Raw genomic sequence first — 22,556 nt, forward strand, 5'->3', positions numbered from 1 at the left:
ATGCTTCAACCGGCTTCTCAGAACGTCAGAGATACGGCATCGAAAATCGGGGTTTACACTTCGAAGCTCTCTGCAGAACTCAACGACATGCGCGAAGCCGTCTATCCGCCTTCGGCGCAGAAGACATTCGCTCGGACATTTTCTACACTTGATCTTGTTCGGCTGTTAAATGTTCCTGAAAGCACTCTTCGACAATTGACAATCGAAGGGAAGGGGCCAGTGCCGGAAAGAGCGGACAACAACCGCCGCACCTATACCGTAAACCAGGTTAAGGAGCTGCGTTCGTTCCTCGCTAAACTCCGCCCTGACGATGCCGGTGAACTGTTGCCTCATCGCCGCAGGGGCGAAAAGCTGCAGGTCATTGCCACAGCCAATTTCAAAGGCGGCAGTTCAAAGACGACGACGTCCATTCACCTAGCCCACTTTCTTGGCCTCCAAGGTTACCGTGTTCTTTGCCTTGACCTTGATCCACAGGCGTCAATGACAGCACTCTTTGGTATTCAGCCGGAATTCGATCTCGGTGAGAACGAAACTACTTATGCGTCCATAAGATATGACAATGAGCGCCGGTCCCTAGCCGATATTATCAGACCGACCTATTTCCCGGGCGTTGATCTCGTGCCCGGAAATCTCGAGCTGATGGATTTCGAGTTTGACACACCGTCTTATCTGACCTCGAAAAACAGGGATGATCTCGGCCTCTTTTTCGAGCGCCTGAGCAATGCTCTGGCTCGTGTCGATGATCGCTACGATATCGTAATCATCGATACACCCCCGTCGCTTGGATACTCGACGCTGGCAGCACTCTACGCGGCAACATCTTTGATCATTACGGTTCATCCCGCGATGCTTGATGTCGCCTCGTGCAACCAGTTCCTCATCATGATCTCTGACCTCTCTGAGGTTCTCGCGCAGTTCGGCGCGAAGTTCGAACATGATTTCTTTCGGTTCTTGCTGACACGTGTAAATCCAAACGATGGTCCGCAAAAATACATGTCCGGTGTCATGCGCCGGCTATTTGGCGACGACGTTCTGGTTTCGGAAGCGCTTGAGTCTACTGCCATCGCCGGGGCAGCGGTTGCTAAGAAGACCCTTTACGAACTGGAAGCCGGGGAAGTTGGACGAGAGGCACTGAAACGGGCCATCGAAAGTGCCGATCGCGTCAACTTCGAGATTCTTGATCTGATCCACAAGGTTTGGGGACGTATCCGATGAAAAAGAGCATCCTTCAAAAAATGGCTGACGCCGAGAGCCGCGGCGGTTCCATCACCAGTGCCGAACCGTCAGAAAAGTCCTTGCCGTCCCGGCGCCATTCGTCGCCCGTTATTTCGAATGTTGGCCGAGCACTGACCCAACTGAGCGAAGACAGCATCATCTCTCTCGATCCCAATAAATTGGAGCGTTCTCCGTACAAGGATCGTTTCGACAGCGATGAGGAGGTGGAAAAGGAGCTAGACGCTCTCAAGATGTCGATAGTCACTGAAGGGCAGAAGATCCCTGTGCTAGTCCGACCGCATCCCACCAAAAGCGATCACTATCAGCTTGCATATGGGTACCGTCGTTGGGCAGCGATCAAGGCCATAATGGCGGAAACTGAGCGGCCAGAGAGCATCAGGATCAAAGCCTACGTCCGCGAGTTGACGGACCGCCAGTTGGTTGAGGAACAGTCCCTCGAAAATGGTGTCAGGGAAAACCTTACCTGGATTGAGCAAGCTATGTGGGCCGTCCAGCTAAAAAGTGCCGGGCTGTCCCATCGCGCGATATGCCCAATCCTTGGTCTATCAGAGGCAGCAGTGTCTCACCTCTTTCGCGTCACGGATGTGATCCCAGAAGACATCGTTTTCGCGATCGGTAGAGCCAAGGGCGTCGGACGGCCGAAATGGACGGCGTTCGCGGACCTATTGAGAGATACAAGCAGAGTAGAGCCTGTTCGCAGGTTTATTGAAACAACCGCCTTTCAACAGGCGCACAGTTCAGAACGTGTCGCACTTGCAATCCGCGCTGCCAGCGGTGCGCTCGATAAGTTAAGCGAGGCAAGCCAGGAAGAGATGCGCGATTTTGCCGTCGGCGATAGGCTGTTTGGCCGCATGAAACGCACTTCTTCTGGAACCACCGTGACCATCCCTAAGCAGGAACACGCTTTCGCGCGATGGCTAGCAGAGCGAATGCCGGATCTGCTGCGCGAGTACAATCATCAGGACAGCTCCATTCACTGAACGGTGTGGCTGTCATAAGATCAACCGGTCGAGAAGGAGAGACCGTTACAAAAGAAAAAGGCCCCCAAAACGTTTCCGTCGTGGAAGCCTCTCTCAATTCCTTAAGCAAGATCGAGAATCGCATTTCCATGAATCCCAGTCAAGTGTCTTTGGCATCGTTTTGGTGAGCGGATTTCTTTTGCCTCAAGAAAGGTGACGAGAAAATGCAGACGGGAAGTGTGACGACGCCCTTTGGGCGGCGGGCCATGACGCTTGGCATGCTGGCAAGCCAGTACAAGGCCAACGACATCGTGCCGGAACAGTCGGTCGACAAGTGGAAGATCTTTCGTGCGCTCTGCGAAGCAAAGCCGCTGCTCGGCCTGTCCGACAGGGCGCTGGCGGTGCTGAACGCTCTGCTGAGCTTCTATCCGGGCAATGAGCTCAGCGGAAAGCACGGCCTCGTGGTCTTTCCCTCCAACGCCCAGCTGTCGATCCGCGCCCACGGCATTGCGCCGGCAACGCTGCGCCGCCATCTGGCTGCCCTGGTCGAGGCCGGATTGCTGGTGCGCAAGGATAGCCCGAACGGCAAGCGCTTTGCGCGCCGGGACGGGGAGGGGGAGGTCGATCAGGCCTATGGCTTCAATATCGCTCCGCTGATTGCTCGTGCCGATGAGATCCAGGCACTGGCAGCGCAGGTCACCATCGACCGCGCCCTGTTCAGGGCGATGCGCGAGCGCCTGTCGCTCTGCCGGCGTGACATTGCCAAGCTGATCGAGACCGCTCTGGAAGAGGGTGTGCCGGGCGACTGGACGATGGTACATGGCCATTTCCGCGATCTCGTGGCCAGGATACCGCGCTCTCCCGACATCCATGACATCACGCCTATTGTCGAAGAGATGGAGATGCTGCGCGAGGAAGTACTCAACCTGTTGGAAGTTCGCATAACTGTTCAAAATATGCACGGCAATGAGTCCCAAGCTGAGCGCCACATACAGAATTCAAAACCCGAATCTAGCTCTGATCTTGAACCAGCTTCGAACATGAAGCAGAGCGAAACATCGGAAATCCAACCACAGGCGCCGGATATGCCGATGGGACACACCGCTGCAGCGGATGACAGCGGCGAGCGCAAAAGCGTGACTGATGGCCATCTTGTGAAACCGCGAAGGCTGGCTATGGCCGGCGGAGATCAACCGGGGCTGAAGGCGTTTCCGCTCGGGCTTGTGCTGCAGGCCTGCCCGGAAATTCTGTCCTACGGCCCGGGCGGCAGTATCGGCAGCTGGCGAGACATGATGGCGGCAGCCGTCGTCGTCCGCTCGATGCTGGGGGTCAGCCCCAGCGCCTACGAGGAGGCCTGCGTCATCATGGGGCCCGAGAATGCAGCGACCGTCATGGCCTGCGTGCTGGAAAGGGCCGGCAGCATCACGTCGGCCGGCGGATATTTGCGCGACCTCACCCGCAGGACAGAGCGCGGCGAGTTCGCCATCGGTCCGATGCTGATGTCGCTCGCAAGGGCCAATGCCGGCAGACGCGAGCGGACAGGGTGAGGGGGAGGGGTGGAGTGACCGGGGGATACAGCTGATCGTCTCTCAGAACCAATCGGTAACGCTTCTGGCTAAACTGGCGAAGACGCCTCTCAAGCTAGGGAGAGCGCCAGTGTTAGCCATTGAGCCGCTCAGCGCAAATCGTTGCGATGATGTCCTGAAGTTGCTTGATGTGATCGACAAGCCAATCGAGTTCTTCCTTGGCGACCTCTTCGCGTACCGAACGATGGAGAAGGTTTCTTTCTCCTGCCTTCCTTCGTCAGAAACGTGATCTGCCATGCATCGCCGCTCTCTGTCTCGACACGCCGCACGCCGGAAATCCCTCTCTGGTTATTCCTGCGGATCTGGACTGCCTGATCGTGATTGGTGGGCGGCGGCACGGCGGAGATGATGGCGTCACCATAAGCACGCGCTCGCTCATAGCTGGCCTCAGATGAGCCGTAGATGCTGTCTTTGAACAGTCTTACAATCTTATGGCCGCTCGGCGCAGGGCGATGGACCAGTCGGCACCGCGCAATGGTTTTCTCGAGTGCTCTTGTACAAAAGGAATGCGTAAGAAAACGACCGGTTGAAAGCGTGTTTTATGGGATAAACGGAGCCCCACCAGACTCGAAAATCGAAGTTGAACCGGCATCTACCGTGAGCTGCCTGAAACGTCCACTGGTGGCCATCTGTGGCGGAAATGCCTGAAAATAAGGAGATCGGAGGAGGGGAAGGCCATGAAGAGGGCGTCGCGTTGGTTTCCCACTGAACAACGGTTATCGTCAACGGGGAAAGAATACTCAGGCCGCCTGTGCTCCGTCTTCTAGGACAAGCGTTTTTCGTGATCTGCTTTTCGCGGCTTGCTCCCAAAGGAAATCACCGGAGAATGCGATATGCTCCCATCCGACAGGTGAGGTATGCGCCATCATCGCGTCGTCCACGACCTTACCGGTCGAACGTAGATGCGCAAGCGCGTCGGCCATATAGGTCGAGTTCCAGTACACGATCGCGGCGATGACGAGGTTGAGACCGGAGGCGCGGTACTGCTGGGCTTCGTGGCTACGATCGATGATACGGCCTTGCCTGAACGTGCAGATGGCCTGCGTAAGGGCATGACGCTGCTCGCTTTTGTTCAGTCCGGCCTGGCAACGCTGGCGCAGTGCCGGATTCTCTAGCCAATCCAGCATGAACAGGGTCCGCTCGATTTTGCCCATTTCCTGAAGGGCGACATCAAGCTGGTTCTGACGCTCGTAGGCAGCGAGCTTTCGCAGCATGGCCGAAGGTGCGACGTGGCCCGATTTCAGAGAGGCTACGAGCCGCAGCACATCATCCCAATGCTCACGGATAATGTCCGCGCGGACCCTTTTTCCGAGAAGGGGCACCAGGTCCGGATAGCTGCCGGTCGGTTCGATCGGGATCAGGCGCCGATCCGGGAAATCGCGCAACCGCGGGCAAAACCGGAAACCAAGAGCGGCGCAGAGCGCGAAGACGTGATCGGTTGCTCCACCAGTGTCGGTGTAATGCTCCGAGATATTGAGACCCGTGCCATGATGCAGCAAACCGTCGAGAACATAGGGGGCTTCATGGGTAGCGGCCGAGATGACCTTCACGTGGTAAGGGCCATGCTGGTCGGACACGTGGGTATAGAACCCGAACCCCGGATCGACGCCGTATCGGGCATTCACATCACCGCCGGTCTTTGCCCGCTTTCCGCCCCGGAAGAATTGACCGTCTGAGCTTGAAGTCGTGCCATCGCCCCAGACCGACGCGATTGGCAGACGGTGGTGCGCATCGATGATCGTTCCAAGGGCAGCAGCATAGGTATCGTCCCGAATGTAGGCGTCCTTGGTCCATATCAATTGATCTCGGGTGATGCCTTCGCTGGCACGTGCCATGCGGGAAAGGCCGAGATTGGTGGCATCGGCGAGGATTGCAGCCAGCATTGCGCTGTTGTTCGGGCATGTTTGTCCTGTTCTCAGGTTCGTGAATGCTCCAAGGAAGCCGGTCTGGCTGGCGACCTCGTGCAGCAACTCGGTGATCCGTATACGCGGCATCATACCTTCGATCTGGCTGACGAGAGTTTCCGCGCTGGCGGGAGCCGCGGACTTTAAAGGAGTAATACTAAGGCGGTTTCCATCGAAGTTGACGCCTTCGACCTGGCTTTTCTGGAGACGCTTTGAGAACCGTTTCAGCCGCCAGTCCAGTTCGCGCCCCCGCTGTTCCAGCCAATCGTCAGCAGATGCCGGCAGCCCCAAATCCTTGGTGACCGGCGCAGCCATTTGCGGAGGCAGGAGATAGCTGTCGAAGCGGCGATACGATGATGAGCGCTCCACCCAGACGTCGCCCGACCGCAGCTTATTGCGTAGATGCGCAAGTGTCGCGATCTCATAAAGCTTACGATTGATCTTGCCGTCTGCTCCGATCACAATCTTCTGCCAATCCTTTTTGAATGGCATAGGCGCATCGGCCGGTAACTCTCGCTTTCCGGTGCGATGGGCCTCTCGTAGCACCCTCACAGCCGAGATGGTCCGTGCGCTGCCTCTACCGGCATGGAATTCAAGCGCGTTGATCAACCCCGGCGCAAACTTTCGCAGTGTCGTGTAGCGGTCAGCGGCAACAATCAGGGGATCCTGATCCGCAGTGTCCGCCATTTCTGCGACTTCGTGGCGCGCTCGCAGCAGATTTGCCCAGCCGACCGATGCATTGATCGTGTCGATCGGATCGCTATCGGTCTCGATGGCATCCGCCAACGCGTCAATCGTGCCTCGAAACAGGCGCATCAATCGGGACACATCCTTCGCCGTTGCCTGATACTTCCGGGCCTTGGAGTTCTTGGCGCGAGTGAACATCGAGCCGATCAGCTTGTCGGCCATATCGATCGCGGCATCTGTCAACCGTTCCTCAGCGTCGATCAGGAACGCGACCAATGTCGCCCGCCGTCGTGAAAGGGTGTAGCGCTCGATCATATACGACGGCGACATACGTCCCTCACGGACGAACTGGCGATAACGGTCGGGATGCAGGGCAGCACTGTGGGCAGCGGGAATGCTGATCGCGCGGACAAAGGACAGACGTTCCAGGATATCGCGGACGCCGTCGGCTTTCGCTGCGACGGGCAATGCCTTCAGCCACGCCAGAGGCGATAATCCGTTCTTGGGATCAATCTGAACGAGGGAATCGAGAATGTCGAACTGGTGGGCGGTCAGACCGCCGATAAGCGCTTGGCTGGCGTGTTTACGAGCTCGCGCCCTTCCAGCAATTCCCGCCCTCTCGATTGTCGAGATCGTGGGAAGCACGATCCCCGCCTGCCGCAATGTCGTGACAATGTGAATGGCGATCGGCATTCCTTTATCTGTCGCCGCCGCGGCGACCGCTCCCGCTTCGATCATCATGGTGATATCGCTACTTTCAGTCACCCGCAGACCCATCATTCGGGCCAACTCACGCGCATGGTCCGTCATCGTCTGACTTCGAAAGCCGTAGTTCGCAATAACACTATCCGGAACATCAATCTGCTCGGCCACGAAGGAAATCATTGAGGCTGGGATCTTGCCGAGGATCCGCGCAAGAGGCACGCCAGGATGACGAAGGGTGCAAAGCTGCAGGGCGAAGCCGAGCTTATTGTGATCCTCACGCCGATCCCGGATCAAGTCGAGGTCATCCGGCTCAAGGGTGTAGAGGCGGGCAAGGCCGTCGCGGTTTTCGGGAATCGATAAGAGCTGTCGCCGTTCATGTTCGGTCAGAAGTTCATGTTTGCGCATCTCTACCCCGCTAAATCGTCCATAAAAGGGCGTGATATTCTATGGACAGCGGGGAATAAAGAGACGTATTCTATGGACGATTTTTCAATAGCGGAATGAGGGCGGTTGTCACCGTCCACAAGACGACCGTTTCGGAGACGCCATCATGGGGGCAATTCTCGGCTATGCACGTGTCTCGACCGGCGATCAGGATGTCGCTGGTCAGACCATGCGCCTTGAGCAGGCCGGTGCGATCAAAGTCTTCACCGATGTGAAGTCCGGAAAGAGCATGGACCGGCCCGGTCTCGCCGATCTGATCGCCTATGCTCGTGCTGGCGACACACTGGCGATTGTTCGGCTCGACCGCCTTGGTCGGTCACTGGCCGAATTGCTCGAAACTGTGAAAATGCTGCGCGGGTGCCAGATCGACCTGCTGAGCCTTGAAGAGAAGATTGATACGTCGTCGGCCGCCGGCGAATTGATCTTTCACGTATTTGGCGCCATTGCCCATTTCGAGCGAAGGCTGATTTCGGAGCGGACCAAGGATGGCATCGCCGCAGCACGGGCAAAAGGAAAGTTACCAGGGCGGCAGCCGCTCGACATGAAGAGGGTCGAGGCAGCGATCAAACTCATCGAAGCTCAAACATCGCCGGCCGAAGCCGCAAAACAGCTCGGCCTAGGACGATCGACGGTCTATCGCGAAATGCGTCGCCTGGGTGTAAGTCGTTCAACAAAATAGAGAACTCTTGGATTCCGACCTCGTCAATACAAGAGTTAAACGCGTTCGATTGGAGATAAAATGCTCAATCCATGGCCTTCAGATGCCAAGTTTCAAATGGGTGACTATGCCGCAAAGAAGGGCCGCGCGTCGTGGCGCGGCAAAATTGTCGGCTGGTACCGGACTGATTTGACCAACCTTGGGTACGCAATTGAAAGTTACTTCGAGCCGGGATCGGTACAAATTTATCCTGAAACAGCGATCGAAATGTGGATGCCGCCACGCTCAGATTAATCTGATGATCCCAACGCTTAGCGTTGGCTAGCGGGAAACGAACGCGATGTCCTCCGACTGTCCTCGGCAAGTTGGAAATCATCATTGATCAAAGAGCCAGACTCGCATGTTCACAGTTGGCAGCGGGGGAATGACATGACTGTCAAAGTGCGGAGAACTCGCTCGAAAGCCTTCGTGCTGCATGCTCCCATGTCAGCTGAAGTCTCAAGGCCTTCCGTAAGTCTGCTGCACGCTGGAAAGCCTCCTCGCGATTGAACAAGGCGGCGTCAACCTTCTCAGCCCAAGCATTTCTTGTTTCCTCTTCGGAAAGATGAACTGGCGCGATACAGGATTCTACCAGCTCTCGCGATAGCCCATCGTTCGTGACGGCTCCACGCAGATAGTCGGCCAAGCCACTTGAGCTCGAGATAACAACGGGAACGCCCGCAGCGATTGCTTCCAGCCCGGTAAGGCCAAAACCCTCTGCCACGGAGGGCATCAAGATCAGCGCGGCTTTCAAATAGCCATTTGTGAGTTTCAGAGGATCTGTCGTGAACGAGCGGGGTTGCACAAACTGGGCGTAATCTGAAAGCTCCCCGATGCGGGCAAACTCGGCATTCGCATCTTCCGAAAAACCACGCATGATCAGGACTGGGAGGCCGTGCACCGTCCACTCGCGCCCGTTGCCCACGATTTTAATGACATTGCATGCCAACATGCCGCCTTTTGCGACCGCATCTTCCATGCGCGCTGACATGATGCACATGTTAAGATGCAACTTCGCAGGATCTGGATTGAGCGTCAGAAGATCAGGGTTCAGGCCAGGTACTAAAACACAAACCGGCGGAGGGTCTATTGCTTCCGCCAGAAAGCTTTTCTGGATCCGCGGGCCAATGGCAACCACTAGATTTGCCGCGCCAGCGAGGTCCAGTTGGTTCTGCAATTTTGTCTCGCCCCCGAGAACGTTGCGAGGTCGATCAGCTTTGGGGCTTTTCAAGCCTTCATTCTCTTGCGGGATCGTGTGTAGGAAGTGCACGTACTTAGCGTGAAAACGCGTCGCAAGAGCTTTGGCAAAACGACCCGTAATGTGATCATGTCCGAGGACAAGCTCTGGCAGGCCGCCAATATCTGCGGCTTGGCAAAGCAATAGTCGGTCGATGCCGGAGATACCAACAGATTCGGGACACGCGACCAGGTTCACCTTTACACCGGTCGCATCATTTATTTCAGCTTCTGTGGCATCTGGAACCAGGCAGATAACCGTGTGACCTAAGGCTGCCAAAGCTCTGCAAAGTTCTCGATTGAGAGTTGAGATGCCTCCGTGGAGGGACATCCACTCAGACGCCACCGCTAAGATGGTTTTGCGCTCCGCTTCAGGAAGCGCTCCCGCCTCTCGGACCTTCGGAGCGGGAACATCAATCTCGATCTGACCGTCTGCCAAGGCGTCAAGGTGGGATTTTCTTCCGCGATCAGCCTGCAATTCTTCTGGCGCTGATTGAAGCCCCATAGTGGAGATGCGTGCAAGGACATCCGCTGGATCTTCCCGTCGAACATGGTTTGCGCGGACATTCCGACGCGCTTCCTCAATTGACCATTGCAGAGCCTCATGCCCATCTGGAACCGCGTGTTTAACTCGGTGCAGTTGTTCAAGCGACACGTTCGTGCCACGCCCTACGAGCCTGCTAAGCAGAATACTGCGTAGCTGTTCGACAAAATCTGGCGACCGCAGAAGCCGCCCTCCAGCCTCCTGGGAAGGGCGCTCTGGTAACAGAGAAACTAGGTCGATATATCCTTGGGCGAGGTCGTACTCAGACAAAACATCGAGCTTCGGTCCTTGATTGAACGCCACTTGTTCTGCAAATTGTGCCCAGATCGCCCTTGCAAGTTCTTCGTCTTTACCTCGCAGCTCAAGGAGCTTCAGCCAAATTTCTTGTGGGTCGCGGCGCAATAGTTCGACCGTGGCCTCCGCGATCAACGCAGTTTGCGAGGGCTCCGGTGGTGTGTCACTTCCTGCCTTTTCCAATGCCGCGATGACGCTCGCTACCGCCTGACCGTCACCGTTTCGGACGAGAAAACCCAGTATTGACGGCGTCTCCTCGTGGCGCGTGAGGTCGTGCGATTGGTCGAGGTCCCGGAGGAAGCTTGCCAAACGCGAATCAAGTGCCCACTCCAACAGATCGAGCACACGAGAAGAAAGACCCTTTGAACCACTGCCAGTCGCAATTTGCTGGACTGCAAGCATGACCGCAGCCGGAGCTTTCCGATAAGCCTCCCGGACGAGATGGCGCTGCGCATCATCTTGGTTGAAATCATTTCCAAGGAACCCGACCGCAGCTGGAGACCAAGTGGCCCAGGTCTCGTCACTCAATGCAGCAAACGTGTCAGGAGCATTCTCCCAAAGTAACCGCAGGGCGCGCAAGCCAGCATTGGCCGGTCGATGGCTGGTGTTGGTGCCGAGCCAACTTGTCTCAGCAAGAGGTGACTTCACGAGATAGTCTGATGCGGTCCGTATAATCCTTGCCTGCTGGCTCGCTTCAAGTGCGCCCCAGCCGGGCGTCTGGGTAAGATCCGACATGAACTCAAAGTGGGGATCGAAGCTGCCTGTCGGTTCCTGGAAAAGCTGGAGGTTGAGCTGCCACCAAAGTTGTGCGTCACCTGCTTCGATCCGGTTGAGCAGCTTTTCGATACCGTCCCTCCAGGCGGACGATTTCAGCTTTTCGGATGCTCGGAGCCCCTCAGCATCGCGTTCCCTTTGGAATTTTTGGCGCATGTAGTCAGACGCCGGAGAATCTAAAGTGACTGAGTAATGCGCAGAGAGGGTTTGTTGCAATGGTGGGATATTTAAGGCGGCATTCCACACCTCTTCCATCGTATCGATCGGCAATTGCAGACTCAGCTCAACGATGATGCGAGACAGCGCGAGTTGAAGGGAATCATCGCGAGTACCAGTAATCTTCGCCAAGTATTCGCTGAGATCGTTCGGTACAAGTAGATCTGGGAGGGTTTGAAATATGAGGATGACGCTACGGAGTGCATCTTGGCTTCGCTGAAGAATTTTGTCCACGAGCGTCGCACGCGCCAGCGGAGCGTTCGGCCAATGCGAAGTGCGGTCTCCTCTCTCAATTGTAAAGCGTGCCACATTGCGATCTGCGGCAACGATGAATGCGGCCATCGCATCTGCAACTTGGGGCGCTGCGACTTGGCCCGCAGATGCCCAAAACAGTCGTGTTCCAACGGTTTCAAGATAATTCTGTCCGTCGTCATCGGCGTCCAGCCTCAGATTTAACCACTCTATCGTTTCGAGGGCCTGCTCCGCTGTCATCTCTGGCGCTTCGAAACGGGATAGAAACATCTGGTATGGGCCGATCAGATTGCTTCGCTTAGGAGCCGTCAGCGCGAGGAGCAATTGCCGGAAGGAAAGGCTGCCGGGCCAAGACGCTTGCAGGACAGTGCCACGTAGGCGATCGTCGGTGTCGCTCGTGAGATCAGAAAAAAGGATCGGAGCCAGAAGTTCGTCAGACTTGGTACCAATGAGCTTTCGAACGGAGCGCGCCGCGATAGTCCGCAAGATGCCATCAACGCGCGGCGCGGTAGCCACATTCAGAATAACACCGGAGAGCGAGGTTTTTCCGGCTTCCGCCGCCAAATCAATCGCTGCCCTGCGTTGAAAAGGTGGGGTGTCGTCTCTCGTAATCAGTGGGAGAAGCTGCTCCTCCAGTCCGTCGTGATCGAGCCGGCCAAGGAGCGGCAGTATCTCGTTATACCGGTCTAGGAGCTCCCCGTTGGCTAACCGATCGAGCAATGCCTCCGTCAAGCGTGCGCGGTCGGCGGGTTCAAGCGCCAATGCCTGAGACTGAAGCAACACATCTGGCTGTCGGTCGATCAGCTCGCTGAAGACGCCTGGAACCATCACAGCGGTCCATCCAGCCACTTCGGTGAGGTGCAGCGCAACACCACCTGGCCCTCCAATCTCCGGCACGATCAGGAGCGACAGGATTTCTTCTGCTGACAGCCGGTGGTCTGCAAGGTAGCGAGCTGTTAGTAAGTCGCTGAAAATTCGATGCGACCACTGGAAAGTTTTAGGCGCGACTTCGACGAAAAGCGGAGATTTCAAGCAAAGCGAGAACTGTGCCGGTGTTGCGGTGACCAAATCTCCCTTAGTCGGTTCGATGCCGCCCGCAATACTTGAAACAGACAACGTTTCAGTGTCGGTCGAGCCTACCGCCGTCGTCAACCGACGTATATCGGAGAATGTGCAGGCGGCCGCTAGCCGACCGGCCATCGCCAATTGAACGTCGACGGATGATCCATCGACCGAACCGAGGGCCGCAAGAATTGCGGTGTAGATCAGATCAGCTTGTCGTGTGGGGAAAGTGCCGCCTTTCCTATATTGGTCCAACAGGATTGCCAGCAGTAACGGCCGACCTGCGACCGCACGCATTTTCTCGTTCGACAAGTGAGCCGTCAGGATGGCCCGGTTCTCTGCTGACAACTCAAAGCTATTGATCGCCGAGAGAATCTGACTGTCCGCCAGAGGCAATAGCGAAAGGCGTTTGTGAGCATCTGGCGGCCATCGGTCTTTGACCATTTGATCAAGTTGGTCGGTCCACGCTGAGGTGCGGCAGGTAAAGGCAATCTTGAGGCGGCCGCGTTTGCCGAGTGCGAAGAGCCGATCAAGAAAGCCCTCCAGCAGGCGCTTCGGATCCAGCCCCCCGGCCAATTCGTCCACACCGTCGATTAAGATGTGCCATTCCCGGTGTTCATCCGTCCAGCCCAGGCAATGGTCGGAAACCAGCAAGGCATCAAGGACCCCGGCAAAGTCTGGATCACGGACTGAAACAAGATCGACTTGCTCGCCTCTGTCACGCAGCGATTGAGCGAGCGAAGCTAAATCCGAAGTTTTTCCCATTCCCGGTTCGCTCAAAAGCACCAGGCACGGTGTATCGGCAATATCAAGCAGTGCTACAGGAGCGGATTGTTGCCCCGCGTCTTCCGGGCCAGAGCTCGTGATGACCTCGTATCGTGAGACCAACGGCATCCATTCGCGGTTCCAGCTGAACCCGCTATTTATCCCCACATTTGCCAATCTCTATCACCTCAAGGACGCAGTACCCCATACTACCCATCTCAGCCTTGGGTTCAACGCATCCTTCTGTTATATTTGATTAATCGGGATGGCTGCTCTCCCAATTATGACCCCTGTTGGGTCGAAACGAGGGCGAGTATCAACTCCACCAGCATACGTCTCAAAACGTCCGGAGCGTTGACGTTCCCATCAGGACGCAAGATCGATCAGCCATCGACTAGTGGGACTGCTAGGAGCTGTTGTGCTCGACTAGTAGAAGAGCAGGTTGGACTTTGCCCAAAGCCACTGCATCTGTTCCGTGGTCCCTGCCAGAACCGACACGATCCCGGCGAACAAGGTCTTGAAATAGTAGCCCATGTAGCCTGCAAAGATGGACGCGCGCATGCCAATCGGGCCGTCCTGGTTGTCCTGAAACTGAAGACAAAGGCCAAAGATACTCAGGGCGAGGCAAATAAGCTGGATAAACATCAGTCCCGCCAGCAGCCCAGAATTGTAGCTTGGATCTTGGGAAAGGAGATACGTGTTGTAGAGCCCAGCGACGCCAAAGGCGACCCCGCCTGCCCCAATCAGGAAGCTTCGCAGATCCCAGGCTCTTACAACTACCGAGACAGAGGCCTTCTCAATCGGATAGAAAACAACGTCGAACCAATGATCGACGGTGTGAACCCATCCCCCGACCAGATCCCAGCACCACCAAGCCCATTCCTTTAACCGCTCCATCACAACCTCATCACATTACCCCGATTGCTGGTTGAAGCATGAAGGGATTTGATGCAAGGGACGAACGACGATACGGTAAAGGATCCCTGTAGGAGACGCTCACGCGCGACAGCGTCGAATAAGTTAAATCAGAGTGTCGCTATCCGATTCTTCTCAAAGGTACCTTTGAGCATGTCTTTAACAATTACAGCATCTGCGCAGCACGTCCCGTCCGTCGTTTGGCGCTGTTATAATAGCTTGACGCCTGTTGGACAGAGCGATGCCTCGATTGCTCCATAGCTTCGGGAAGCGGTATGCCGCGATTGGCGGCCTCAGTCAGGTACCCAGACCTCAACCCGTGGGCCGAAAACTCCCCACTCTCCAACCCGGCCATTTCCGCCCGCTGCTTCAGGATCGCATTCACTGACTGCGGATCGATCGCCCGTTTCGAAATGGTGCCCCATCGCCCTATCCCCCGAAACACGCTGCCCTTGTCGATTTTCGCGGCAACCATCCAGGCATTCAGCGCCTCCACGGGGCGGCCGGTCAGATAGACGACGTCGTCCTCTTCCCCGGAGGTGGTTTTCGTGCGGCCGAGATGGATGGCGAGAGAGGGGAGGGGGGCGCCGTTTTCGACTGGGATCGGTGGCTCGACGGTCAGCTGCTCGCGGCGCAGCCCAGCGATCTCGCTGCGCCTCCGGCCGCCGGACGCAAACGCTACCATCAGGATTGCCCGGTCACGGAGATCGCGCATGCTGTCGCTAGCGCAGGTCGCCAGCAGTTTTGCCAGCACGTCACCGGTGACCGCCTTGGCGCTCTTGCGACCCCGCGTCCGGGGGACGGCGCGAACCGAAAGGCGGATGGCCGATTTCAGGGCAGGGGAGGCGAATGCGCCATCAAGGCCGCGCCATTTGGTCAGGGTCGACCAATTCGCCAGCCTTCGGCGCACCGTCGCCGGCGCATGCGGGCCGACGGATTTCAGGAACCCTTGGCTTCGAAGGTTTCCGTCGACGTCGGCCGGCATGCCGTGATCGGCATCCGTTTCGCGCCGCTGCGGGTCCCAGAGATGATGCGCAACGAATTTTAGTAGGAGCGCTTCGGGCGCCGGCCAGGGCAGCGATCGTCCGGTGGCTGCCAAGCCCCACGCCTCGAGATAACTGAGATCCGAGGTGAGCGCCCGCAACGTGTTGTCGCCCATGCCCTGGTTGACGAGATGGCGCAGCGTCTCGATGTCTTGGTCAGTAAGAAGCTCGGCGAGTTCGTCGCGGCGCTCCATCGGCAGGACGGAGGCAATGGTGTCAAGTTCTTCGGCGCGTCGCTCGACGGCGGTCAGTGTTTTGGGTTTGGCCACAGGCGCTCCAAAAGTAAGGTTTCGGCGGCCTCCGGGCCGTGATTTGCCCCGATTCTTTCTGTGTCGATCAGCTTGATTAAGCGGAATTAATTTCTTTGTAATGATACAGTTTATTAACTGCCAGGATCATTGGAATCTTTTGGATTGGCCGGAATGCGCCAACACTGACATTGCGGCTGCCGCAAAACTCCCTATTCTGCGACGTCGCTAAAGTCAGGAAAACAAGTGTCGCTTTAATTGGGAGATTTGCGACAAGCCATCAGCTACTTCTTGCTCACGAATGCCGCCATCCAAACGCCGGCGACAATGATGGCGGCTCCGCCAAGAGCGGTCATCGTCGCCTCTGAAAAAGGGAGGCTCAGGCTGTCGATCGCCATGCTCGCCAGCATTTGTGCGCCCACGACAAAGCTGGTTGTCTTGCCAGCCCCCAGCCTCGGAACTGCGTGACTGTTAAGTGCTACGAAGGCAACGCCCAGGATGCCACCGAGCCATGCCGTTGTAGGTACTGCCGGCTCCACGGCTAAATTGTTTCGGAACATCGTGGCGATGATCACTGACAGGAAAATGAAGCCGACCGCATGCGCCCATAGGGCAGTGCGGATCGCCCCGACCTTCCGACCGAGATGCCCGTTGATGACCCGGCTCGTTGCTATCAGGATGCCGTTCAGCAATGCGAGGCCGATCAATGTCAGCATTGTTCAACTCCTCGCCACTATGATGACCATGCTTCCGATCAGAACCAGCACAAACCCGATGGTCTCGCGGAGCTGCGGTTGCCGGCGCGGTAGGCGGAAGAGCCCGAAATAATCCGCACACACGCCAAACGCCATTTGCCCGACCAGCAGCAAGGCCAAAGTGCCCGCAAGACCGAGAGCGCTATTGACCGTGATTGCGGCGAGCAAAACGGTGAAGGCCCCCGGAACACCGCCAAGATAGGCCCATAACGGCCAGCAACGATGCGGCACGCTTACGGTCGTTGTCTTGCCTCTGAGCAACAGGATGAGGACGAGGGCCAAGCCGGCGATTGTTCCAATGCCGTGCGCCGTCCACGATGCAAAGAGCGGCGAGCTGTGCCGGGCAAGCTGGCTGTTCCAATCGGTCATGACCGCCAGCACGACGCCGGCGACCAGCGCGAGCAAGATGGTCCAGTCGATGGGCCTTTGCATTATTCCGGCATCCTTTTGACGCGGAAGGCCCGGACACAAATGGTGTCAAGAGTGCCTTCACATTCTCGCACATCCTCATCGCGAGGCGCGGGAATGTCTTAAGATTAAGGGTTTCACTCAGTCCGCGAAAGGCGCTGGCTTTCCGGTCGATGCGGACTATTCTGTCCCTAAAAGGAGCAAAGTGGCATGGAGAATTTTGGCGGGCTGAAGATATTCGTGCGGGTGGCGGATACGCTCAGTTTCGTGGAGGCCGGTCGCCAACTCGGCCTTTCCGCCTCGGCGATCGGAAAGGCCGTTTCCCGCCTTGAGCAGCGATTAGGCGCAAGGTTGCTTCACCGGACCACGCACAGCGTTAGCCTCACAACGGAAGGTGCGCTGTTTCTCGACCGCGCGCGGCGTATCCTTTCCGAAATAGAACTGGCGGCGCAGGAACTATCGGAAGCCGGGCAGAACGTTCGCGGCCCGATGAGGATCAGCCTGCCCACATGGGCGATGAGCTTCATGCCGATCTTTCGGCGCTTCATGCAGGTCTATCCCGAGGTGCGGCTGGAACTCGAATTGACCGACCGGCTCGTGGACATTGTGGGTGAGGGTTACGACCTCGCCATTCGAACCGGAGAGGTTCGCGATTCCAGCCTCATGACACGGATCGTCGGGCGCTTTCGACACACCATCATTGCCGCGCCGTCATATCTTGCCGCCCATGGCATTCCGGCTTCTCCTGAAGATCTCCTCAATCATCGTTGTCTGCATAGACGGCACCCTGGGAGCGGATTGATAGACGCTTGGCCACTTGCCAGGGATGGCGTCAATCTTGATCTGGACTTGCCGGTCGCAATGGTCGCAAACAGTGTCGAGGCCAGAATTGAACTGGCAGAACAGGGAGCGGGCTTCGCCTGCGTGCCGTCGATCGCGGTCAGCCGTCACATCGAGAATGGCGGCTTGCTATCGATCCTGAAGGGGAATGTGCGGGACGCCGGCGTGTTTCGGCTTCTGTGGCCGGCCGGAGCTGCCCCCTCGCGCAATGTCGCCGTATTGGTCGATTTTGTAGCTCAGGCGAGTGTGTCGCAGAAATTCTGATTTTGCGACTGTGCAGAAGTCGGGCCAACATATCGAACAAAAATCGGGATTTCCGGGACAGCCTGTCAGGAGACCTATATCGTTTGCTTCGGTTGGTCACGCAGCATGAAAACCATGAGGCCCGCCCCGACTGCAAGCCCGATTGAGATCAGCCAGACCCACTCATATCTCATGGTCAGGTCGAAGATGTATCCCCCTGAATATGCGCCCGCCGCTGCACCGAGTGAGTGACCTGCCGAGATCAGCCCCATTGCGAGACCCATGACGCGTAGGCCGATATGGCTGGCGACGACGCTGGCGGTCACCGGAACGGTCGCGTAGTCCACAGCGCCGAACAGCATCGCGAAGACGACCAGTAATTCATAGCTGGCTCCGACATTCATGAGGATGAGGAAGGTCAGTCCGCGCAGGATGTAGATCGAGCCAAGCAGAACGACGCGGTTCATACGGTCGGTCAGCCAGCCAGCCCCGATCATGCCGAGCAGGTTGACCGCCGACAGGACGCCATAGGCCGCAGCGCTTGGAACAGGCCCGAAACCGCAGAAAGAACCGTAGGGCAGGAAATGCGTTTCGATCACGCCCGCCGTTGTGTAGCCGCAAAGAAGGAAGCTCCAGAACAGGATATGGAAAGCCGGTTTCCGGAGAATCGCGGAGAGATCATCTTTCAGGGATACGGATGGCATAGAAGACGAAACGTTTTCCTTAGGGCCATCCTTTGTCGCCAGTGTCCGCCACAGGAGCGGGATGAGAACGAGGCAGGCAAGTCCGATAGTGAAAAAACTCCACCGCCAACTGAAGGCAGTCAGAACCGCCGCGACCAGGGGAACGATCAGGAATTGCCCGCCGGTTGAGCCGGAGGTGGCGATGCCTGTCGCAAGCCCACGGTTTGTGTCGAATTGCTTTGCGATGGCCGTCGATACCACATGCGTTGCCACGATCCCGAAGCCGAGCGCCGACACTCCGCTGAAAGCCAAAACGAAAATGGCGGCATTGCTGGTCGCCGAGACGATCAGGCACCCGGCCCCGACCAACGCAAGGCCGAGCGTCAGCGTTGACCTGACTCCATGCCGATCGACCAGACGACCGGCGAACGGCGCGACCGCCGCCATGACCAGCAGCGCCGCTGCCGCCGAACCTGAAACAAAACTGCGCGACCAGCCAAGCTCCTGCGACCAGATCGGCATGACCAGTCCAAGCGTGGCCCGTGCCGAGAAGGCCAGCGCCAGAGCCAGAAAACTGAACGCGACGACCGCCCATTGCTGAATTGATGTCGATGATCGGCTCGAATCCATAAAATCCCCTCTGCATGCCTTCGAAGACAATTCCGTGAGTAAGCGGCGATCGGCAAACGACGGTTTTACCGGGCATGTTTAGCTGTGCTAAATATGCCTCATGACAATACCGCTCTCCTTGCTCGAAACGTTCATTGCCGTGGCCCGATCAGGACGGATGCTGGATGCTGCCGAGGTCCTGTCGCTGACACCGGGTGCAATCAGCCAGAGGGTGCGGAGCCTGGAAGAGCAGTCGGGGCATCGGCTGTTCAGGAGAACAGCGGCAGGTGTCACGTTGACCGAGGCCGGGCAAACGTTGTTCGCAGTCCTGGACGAGCCGTTCCGCAGGATCGAAGATGCGCGGCGTGGATTGGAGCGGTCATCAAGTCATCGCATCAGGATCAGCACCATGGCGTCGTTCGCAGCGAATTGGCTGATACCGCGCCTATCGCGCCTCTCGAAGCTTTATCCCCATATCGATATCGAGCTGGAAACCGACAGCCGCATCGTGGACCTGAAGCGTGAACCGGTGGATATGGCGATCCGGCATGGGCTTGGGGACTATCCGGGGCTCCTTTCGGTCCCTCTCGTCGCTCCTGAGCTGATCGTTGTTGCCAGTCCGCAACTTCTTCAGGACCGCGCACCTATCAAGGTTCCTGCCGATTGCCTTGCGTTTCCTCTTCTGCACGACCTTGATCGTACGGATTGGCGGCTCTGGTTCGAGGCATATGGTGAGGATGTGTCTGCACAACTTCCTGGCCCCTCTTTCTCCGATGATCATCTAATGGTGAAGGCGGCCGTAGCAGGACAAGGACTTGCCCTGGTCCGCGATACCTATGCCGACGACGATCTCCGTTCCGGGCGTCTCGTGCGGCCCATCTCAATCCAGTGGCCGACGAATTTCGCCTATTACGCCGTGAGCACGGCAGAGGCGTTGCAACGACCCGCCGTTGCGCACTTTCGGGATTGGCTGGTCTCTGAAGCCCGTGCGGATTCGTAGATATCCTGAATTCCGGACGCTGCAAAAGTCAGCTATAAAAATCGAGCAAATGTCGGGAGATTTGCGACAGGTCTACCGCTTTACCATTTCGATCAAGAGGATTGACGCACGAGATAACTCGTGAGCCGGCGATTTTTTCAGGCCAAACCGTCGAACAAGCGGCGGATCGAGCTTTACGGTCCGGATGCCCTTCCGCTTCTCCGTCAACGTTGATTCCGGCACGATGCCGACACCGACGCCCTCTCGCACGAGGGCAATAGCGCTCGTCCAATCGCGCACTTCCATCCGCACATCTGGCAATGATAGACCGGCAGCCTCGGTGAGCGTGCGCGCATGGACATGGCAACCACCTGTCGCGAGAACAAAGGGTTCGGCTGCGAGCTCCGCGAGGGACACCATATCGCGTCTTCCAAGGCTGTGGCCCACGGGCAAGATGCCGACCCATGCGTCCTGTCCGATCGGGATCGCATCGCTATCCTCGGGTGGGTTCAAAATCACACCAAGGTCAACGGCTCCGCTCTCCAGCCAAGTCATCACCTCCTGGTCGTCCGTCTCCAGCGCGACAACCTTGATGCCGGGATGGAGCGAGCGGAAACGGCGCAGGAGGGGCGATAAAACTGTTGCGAACACGCTCGGAAAGGCCGCGACTCGGATTGAGCTGGTGACCTCCCCCCTCGCTTCCGCTGCCTCCTGCCTGATCGTTTCGAGATGTGCAAAGGCGGCGCGCGCGTGGTTTAACACCTGTTCACCGAAGGCCGTCAGTTCAACGCCATGTCGTTGCCGCACAAGTAGCTTGACCCCGAGCGTTTCCTCGAGACCCGCGAGCGCTTGGCTCATACCGGATTGAGTGACCCCAATCGCCTGGGCGGCAGCGGTGAAGCTGCCTGCCTCGGCGACCGCGATCAGGCTACGGAGTTGCGTTAGGTTCATAGTAGCAACACTTATATCACATTTCTTTTCCAGTAATTTGTCTTCTTTCTTTCGGCACGTCAATATCTGCCCAAATAGCCGACCATGACGGAGATTGCCGATGAAGCTTTATTTCGCACCCGACACCTGCTCGTTCTCGCCCCACATCGTCTTGCAGGAATTGGGACTGCCTTATGATCTCGTACGCGTGAACAACCGAACCAAGCGCACCTCGGAGGGTGGAGACTTCCTTGCCGTTAATCCCAAGGGGTATGTGGCGGCCCTCCAACTCGAAAACGGCGAGGTGCTGACGGAAGGGCCGGCGCTGGTCCAGTATCTTGCCGACCTAAAGCCGGATGCGGGACTTGCTCCAGCAAACGGCACGTTGGAGCGTGTGCGGCTTCAGGAATGGCTCAATTTCATCACCAGCGAAATTCACGGCGGTTCGGCTCTGTTGTTCAACAAGGACCTGCCGGAAGCGGTACAGAACCTCTTCAAGGCCCGGCTGTTCAAGCGTTTCGATCTGATCGAGGCTACGTTGAAGAAGACACCATACCTCATGGGCGGCAGCTTCACGGTGGTGGACGCCTACCTGTTTACCGTGCTTGGCTGGATGCCGGGATTTGCGATCGATCTGAGCCGTTGGCCCAACATCCCGCCGTACATCCAACGGATCGAGGCGCGCGCCTCCGTAGCCGCAGCTCGAATCCGAGAAGCCGAAATACCGCCCGTGAATTGAGAGGGCCTCAGTCGCGTAAATTCTAACGTTCGCGACAGATTCGGTGGCCCTGAAAGTTCAGGGGAATTTCTGTCGCGAAACTCGCTCGCAAAAGTCAGAGTTTCGCGACTGAATTCTGCAACAAAATCCGAGGGAGAACGTATGCTCAAAATTCGCCCGGCAGAAACCGCCGATCACGAGGAGATAGTCCAGCTCTGGCACCAAGGCTGGCACGACGCGCATGCTGACCTCGTGCCTACTGAAGTGCTGGCGTTTCGGACCAAGGACCACTTCACTCTCTGGCTGAAGGAGGCGGAAGACGCATTTTTTGTCGCGACCGATGACACTGGCGTGCTCGGATTTGTCTCCGTAAAGGGGGCTGAGGTCGTCAAACTCTACGTCAGCAACCGCGCTCGTGGGACCGGTGCAGCCCACGTGTTGCTCTCATTCGCGGAAAAACTTCTGCGTGACGCAGGGATAACGAAGGCGATGTTACTCTGTACGGCAGGCAACCTCCGAGCTGAGCGATTCTATAAGCGGGAGGGATGGGACCTATCTCATTCCTTCGAAGATGCACTTTGGATGCCAGAGGGCGACAGAAAGAAATTCATCGTATCGACTCATCGCTTTGAAAAAGATCTGAAGCTCGCCCCCTAATAGCACTGCGCGAAAGTCAGGATTTTCACCACCGTCTTTTGGCGGCCAACGACCGAGAAGGTCCGAAAACAGCCGTCCTTTGTAGAATGCCTTCCAATCCCTGGCGTCTTCCAACTGTCATTTTTGTGGAGCATTCTGAGATCAGCAGCGATTGATAGTGGCCGAGC

Annotated in this window: 18 protein-coding genes; 10 read left to right on the plus strand and 8 right to left on the minus strand. The window is 57.2% G+C overall.

All coding sequences use genetic code 11. The annotated features are described in order from the left end of the window. The 4 genes from repA to PR017_RS21630 all read left to right on the plus strand — a co-directional run bounded on the left by repA (window position 1) and on the right by PR017_RS21630 (window position 4,010). Window positions 1-1,215 carry a plasmid partitioning protein RepA gene (gene repA, locus PR017_RS21615; protein ID WP_111219431.1) on the plus strand — a complete coding sequence of 405 codons (1,215 nt, stop codon included), beginning with the start codon at window positions 1-3 and terminating at the stop codon, window positions 1,213-1,215. Beyond that, window positions 1,212-2,216 carry a plasmid partitioning protein RepB gene (gene repB / locus PR017_RS21620; protein ID WP_111219429.1) on the plus strand — a complete coding sequence of 335 codons (1,005 nt, stop codon included), beginning with the start codon at window positions 1,212-1,214 and terminating at the stop codon, window positions 2,214-2,216. Before repA ends, repB begins: the two co-directional genes overlap by 4 nt. A 203-nt stretch (window positions 2,217-2,419) precedes the next feature. Then, window positions 2,420-3,742 carry a plasmid replication protein RepC gene (gene repC, locus PR017_RS21625; RefSeq protein WP_111219427.1) on the plus strand — a complete coding sequence of 441 codons (1,323 nt, stop codon included), beginning with the start codon at window positions 2,420-2,422 and terminating at the stop codon, window positions 3,740-3,742. Between the two features lie 109 nt (window positions 3,743-3,851). Continuing rightward, window positions 3,852-4,010 (plus strand): hypothetical protein, encoded by a 159-nt coding sequence (locus PR017_RS21630; RefSeq protein ID WP_154677466.1) that lies wholly within the window; start codon window positions 3,852-3,854, stop codon window positions 4,008-4,010. A 511-nt stretch (window positions 4,011-4,521) separates the two neighbouring features. Here the strand turns inward: PR017_RS21630 and PR017_RS21635 are convergent. Beyond that, window positions 4,522-7,482 carry a Tn3 family transposase gene (locus PR017_RS21635; RefSeq protein WP_111219423.1) on the minus strand — a complete coding sequence of 987 codons (2,961 nt, stop codon included), beginning with the start codon at window positions 7,480-7,482 and terminating at the stop codon, window positions 4,522-4,524. A 145-nt stretch (window positions 7,483-7,627) separates the two neighbouring features. Between PR017_RS21635 and PR017_RS21640 the strand changes: the two genes are divergently transcribed. Together PR017_RS21640 and PR017_RS21645 are read left to right on the plus strand one after the other, a co-directional pair. Next, window positions 7,628-8,200, plus strand: a complete 573-nt coding sequence (locus PR017_RS21640; protein WP_111219421.1) for a recombinase family protein — start codon at window positions 7,628-7,630, stop codon at window positions 8,198-8,200. 60 nt (window positions 8,201-8,260) lie between these two features. Continuing rightward, window positions 8,261-8,473 (plus strand): DfrB family trimethoprim-resistant dihydrofolate reductase, encoded by a 213-nt coding sequence (locus tag PR017_RS21645; RefSeq protein WP_111219419.1) that lies wholly within the window; start codon window positions 8,261-8,263, stop codon window positions 8,471-8,473. 142 nt (window positions 8,474-8,615) lie between these two features. Here PR017_RS21645 and PR017_RS21650 read toward each other — a convergent pair whose 3' ends face one another. The 5 genes from PR017_RS21650 to PR017_RS21670 form a co-directional block, all read right to left on the minus strand. Next, on the minus strand, window positions 8,616-13,529 hold the full coding sequence (locus tag PR017_RS21650) for a glycosyltransferase (protein ID WP_240538964.1): 4,914 nt from the start codon (window positions 13,527-13,529) through the stop codon (window positions 8,616-8,618). A 258-nt stretch (window positions 13,530-13,787) separates the two neighbouring features. Next, window positions 13,788-14,258, minus strand: a complete 471-nt coding sequence (locus PR017_RS21655) for a hypothetical protein (protein WP_111219415.1) — start codon at window positions 14,256-14,258, stop codon at window positions 13,788-13,790. Between the two features lie 184 nt (window positions 14,259-14,442). Beyond that, on the minus strand, window positions 14,443-15,588 hold the full coding sequence (locus PR017_RS21660; protein ID WP_111219413.1) for a site-specific integrase: 1,146 nt from the start codon (window positions 15,586-15,588) through the stop codon (window positions 14,443-14,445). 263 nt (window positions 15,589-15,851) lie between these two features. After that, on the minus strand, window positions 15,852-16,283 hold the full coding sequence (locus PR017_RS21665) for a DMT family transporter (protein ID WP_111219411.1): 432 nt from the start codon (window positions 16,281-16,283) through the stop codon (window positions 15,852-15,854). A 3-nt stretch (window positions 16,284-16,286) separates the two neighbouring features. Then, complete coding sequence (locus tag PR017_RS21670; RefSeq protein WP_111219409.1) at window positions 16,287-16,754, minus strand: DMT family transporter; 468 nt, start codon at window positions 16,752-16,754, stop codon at window positions 16,287-16,289. Window positions 16,755-16,940: 186 nt separating this feature from the next. Here PR017_RS21670 and PR017_RS21675 point away from each other — a divergent pair, with 186 nt between their 5' ends. Continuing rightward, entirely contained in the window at window positions 16,941-17,834 is an 894-nt protein-coding gene (locus tag PR017_RS21675) for a LysR family transcriptional regulator (protein WP_111219407.1), read from the plus strand. Window positions 17,835-17,908: 74 nt separating this feature from the next. Here the strand turns inward: PR017_RS21675 and PR017_RS21680 are convergent, their stop codons facing one another. Continuing rightward, window positions 17,909-19,126 (minus strand): MFS transporter, encoded by a 1,218-nt coding sequence (locus tag PR017_RS21680; RefSeq protein WP_111219405.1) that lies wholly within the window; start codon window positions 19,124-19,126, stop codon window positions 17,909-17,911. 157 nt (window positions 19,127-19,283) lie between these two features. Between PR017_RS21680 and PR017_RS21685 the strand changes: the two genes are divergently transcribed. Further along, a complete protein-coding gene (locus tag PR017_RS21685; protein WP_240538963.1) occupies window positions 19,284-20,105 on the plus strand; it encodes a LysR substrate-binding domain-containing protein in 822 nt (273 codons plus the stop codon). Between the two features lie 72 nt (window positions 20,106-20,177). Here the strand turns inward: PR017_RS21685 and PR017_RS21690 are convergent, their stop codons facing one another. Next, window positions 20,178-21,098 (minus strand): LysR family transcriptional regulator, encoded by a 921-nt coding sequence (locus PR017_RS21690; protein WP_206423160.1) that lies wholly within the window; start codon window positions 21,096-21,098, stop codon window positions 20,178-20,180. Between the two features lie 37 nt (window positions 21,099-21,135). On the opposite strand from PR017_RS21690, the gene gstA reads away from it, so the two are divergent. Together gstA and PR017_RS21700 are read left to right on the plus strand one after the other, a co-directional pair. Next, window positions 21,136-21,753, plus strand: a complete 618-nt coding sequence (gene gstA / locus PR017_RS21695) for a glutathione transferase GstA (RefSeq protein WP_111219399.1) — start codon at window positions 21,136-21,138, stop codon at window positions 21,751-21,753. Window positions 21,754-21,894: 141 nt separating this feature from the next. Continuing rightward, window positions 21,895-22,389: a GNAT family N-acetyltransferase gene (locus PR017_RS21700; protein WP_111219397.1), complete on the plus strand. Its 495-nt coding sequence runs from the start codon at window positions 21,895-21,897 to the stop codon at window positions 22,387-22,389. Window positions 22,390-22,556 lie beyond the last annotated feature (167 nt).

The sequence above is a fragment of the Rhizobium tumorigenes genome (genome assembly GCF_003240565.2).
GTDB classification, from domain to species: domain Bacteria; phylum Pseudomonadota; class Alphaproteobacteria; order Rhizobiales; family Rhizobiaceae; genus Rhizobium; species Rhizobium tumorigenes.

Excerpts from the sequence above, each read along its gene's own strand:
- repA (WP_111219431.1), top strand. The coding sequence starts at position 1 with ATGCTTCAACCGGCTTCTCAGAACGTCAGAGATACGGCATCGAAAATC.
- repB (WP_111219429.1), top strand. The coding sequence starts at position 1,212 with ATGAAAAAGAGCATCCTTCAAAAAATGGCTGACGCCGAGAGCCGCGGC.
- repC (WP_111219427.1), top strand. The coding sequence starts at position 2,420 with ATGCAGACGGGAAGTGTGACGACGCCCTTTGGGCGGCGGGCCATGACG.
- PR017_RS21635 (WP_111219423.1), bottom strand. The coding sequence starts at position 7,482 with ATGCGCAAACATGAACTTCTGACCGAACATGAACGGCGACAGCTCTTA.
- PR017_RS21640 (WP_111219421.1), top strand. The coding sequence starts at position 7,628 with ATGGGGGCAATTCTCGGCTATGCACGTGTCTCGACCGGCGATCAGGAT.
- PR017_RS21645 (WP_111219419.1), top strand. The coding sequence starts at position 8,261 with ATGCTCAATCCATGGCCTTCAGATGCCAAGTTTCAAATGGGTGACTAT.
- PR017_RS21655 (WP_111219415.1), bottom strand. The coding sequence starts at position 14,258 with ATGGAGCGGTTAAAGGAATGGGCTTGGTGGTGCTGGGATCTGGTCGGG.
- PR017_RS21665 (WP_111219411.1), bottom strand. The coding sequence starts at position 16,283 with ATGCTGACATTGATCGGCCTCGCATTGCTGAACGGCATCCTGATAGCA.
- PR017_RS21670 (WP_111219409.1), bottom strand. The coding sequence starts at position 16,754 with ATGCAAAGGCCCATCGACTGGACCATCTTGCTCGCGCTGGTCGCCGGC.
- PR017_RS21675 (WP_111219407.1), top strand. The coding sequence starts at position 16,941 with ATGGAGAATTTTGGCGGGCTGAAGATATTCGTGCGGGTGGCGGATACG.
- PR017_RS21680 (WP_111219405.1), bottom strand. The coding sequence starts at position 19,126 with ATGGATTCGAGCCGATCATCGACATCAATTCAGCAATGGGCGGTCGTC.
- PR017_RS21685 (WP_240538963.1), top strand. The coding sequence starts at position 19,284 with ATGCTGGATGCTGCCGAGGTCCTGTCGCTGACACCGGGTGCAATCAGC.
- gstA (WP_111219399.1), top strand. The coding sequence starts at position 21,136 with ATGAAGCTTTATTTCGCACCCGACACCTGCTCGTTCTCGCCCCACATC.
- PR017_RS21700 (WP_111219397.1), top strand. The coding sequence starts at position 21,895 with ATGCTCAAAATTCGCCCGGCAGAAACCGCCGATCACGAGGAGATAGTC.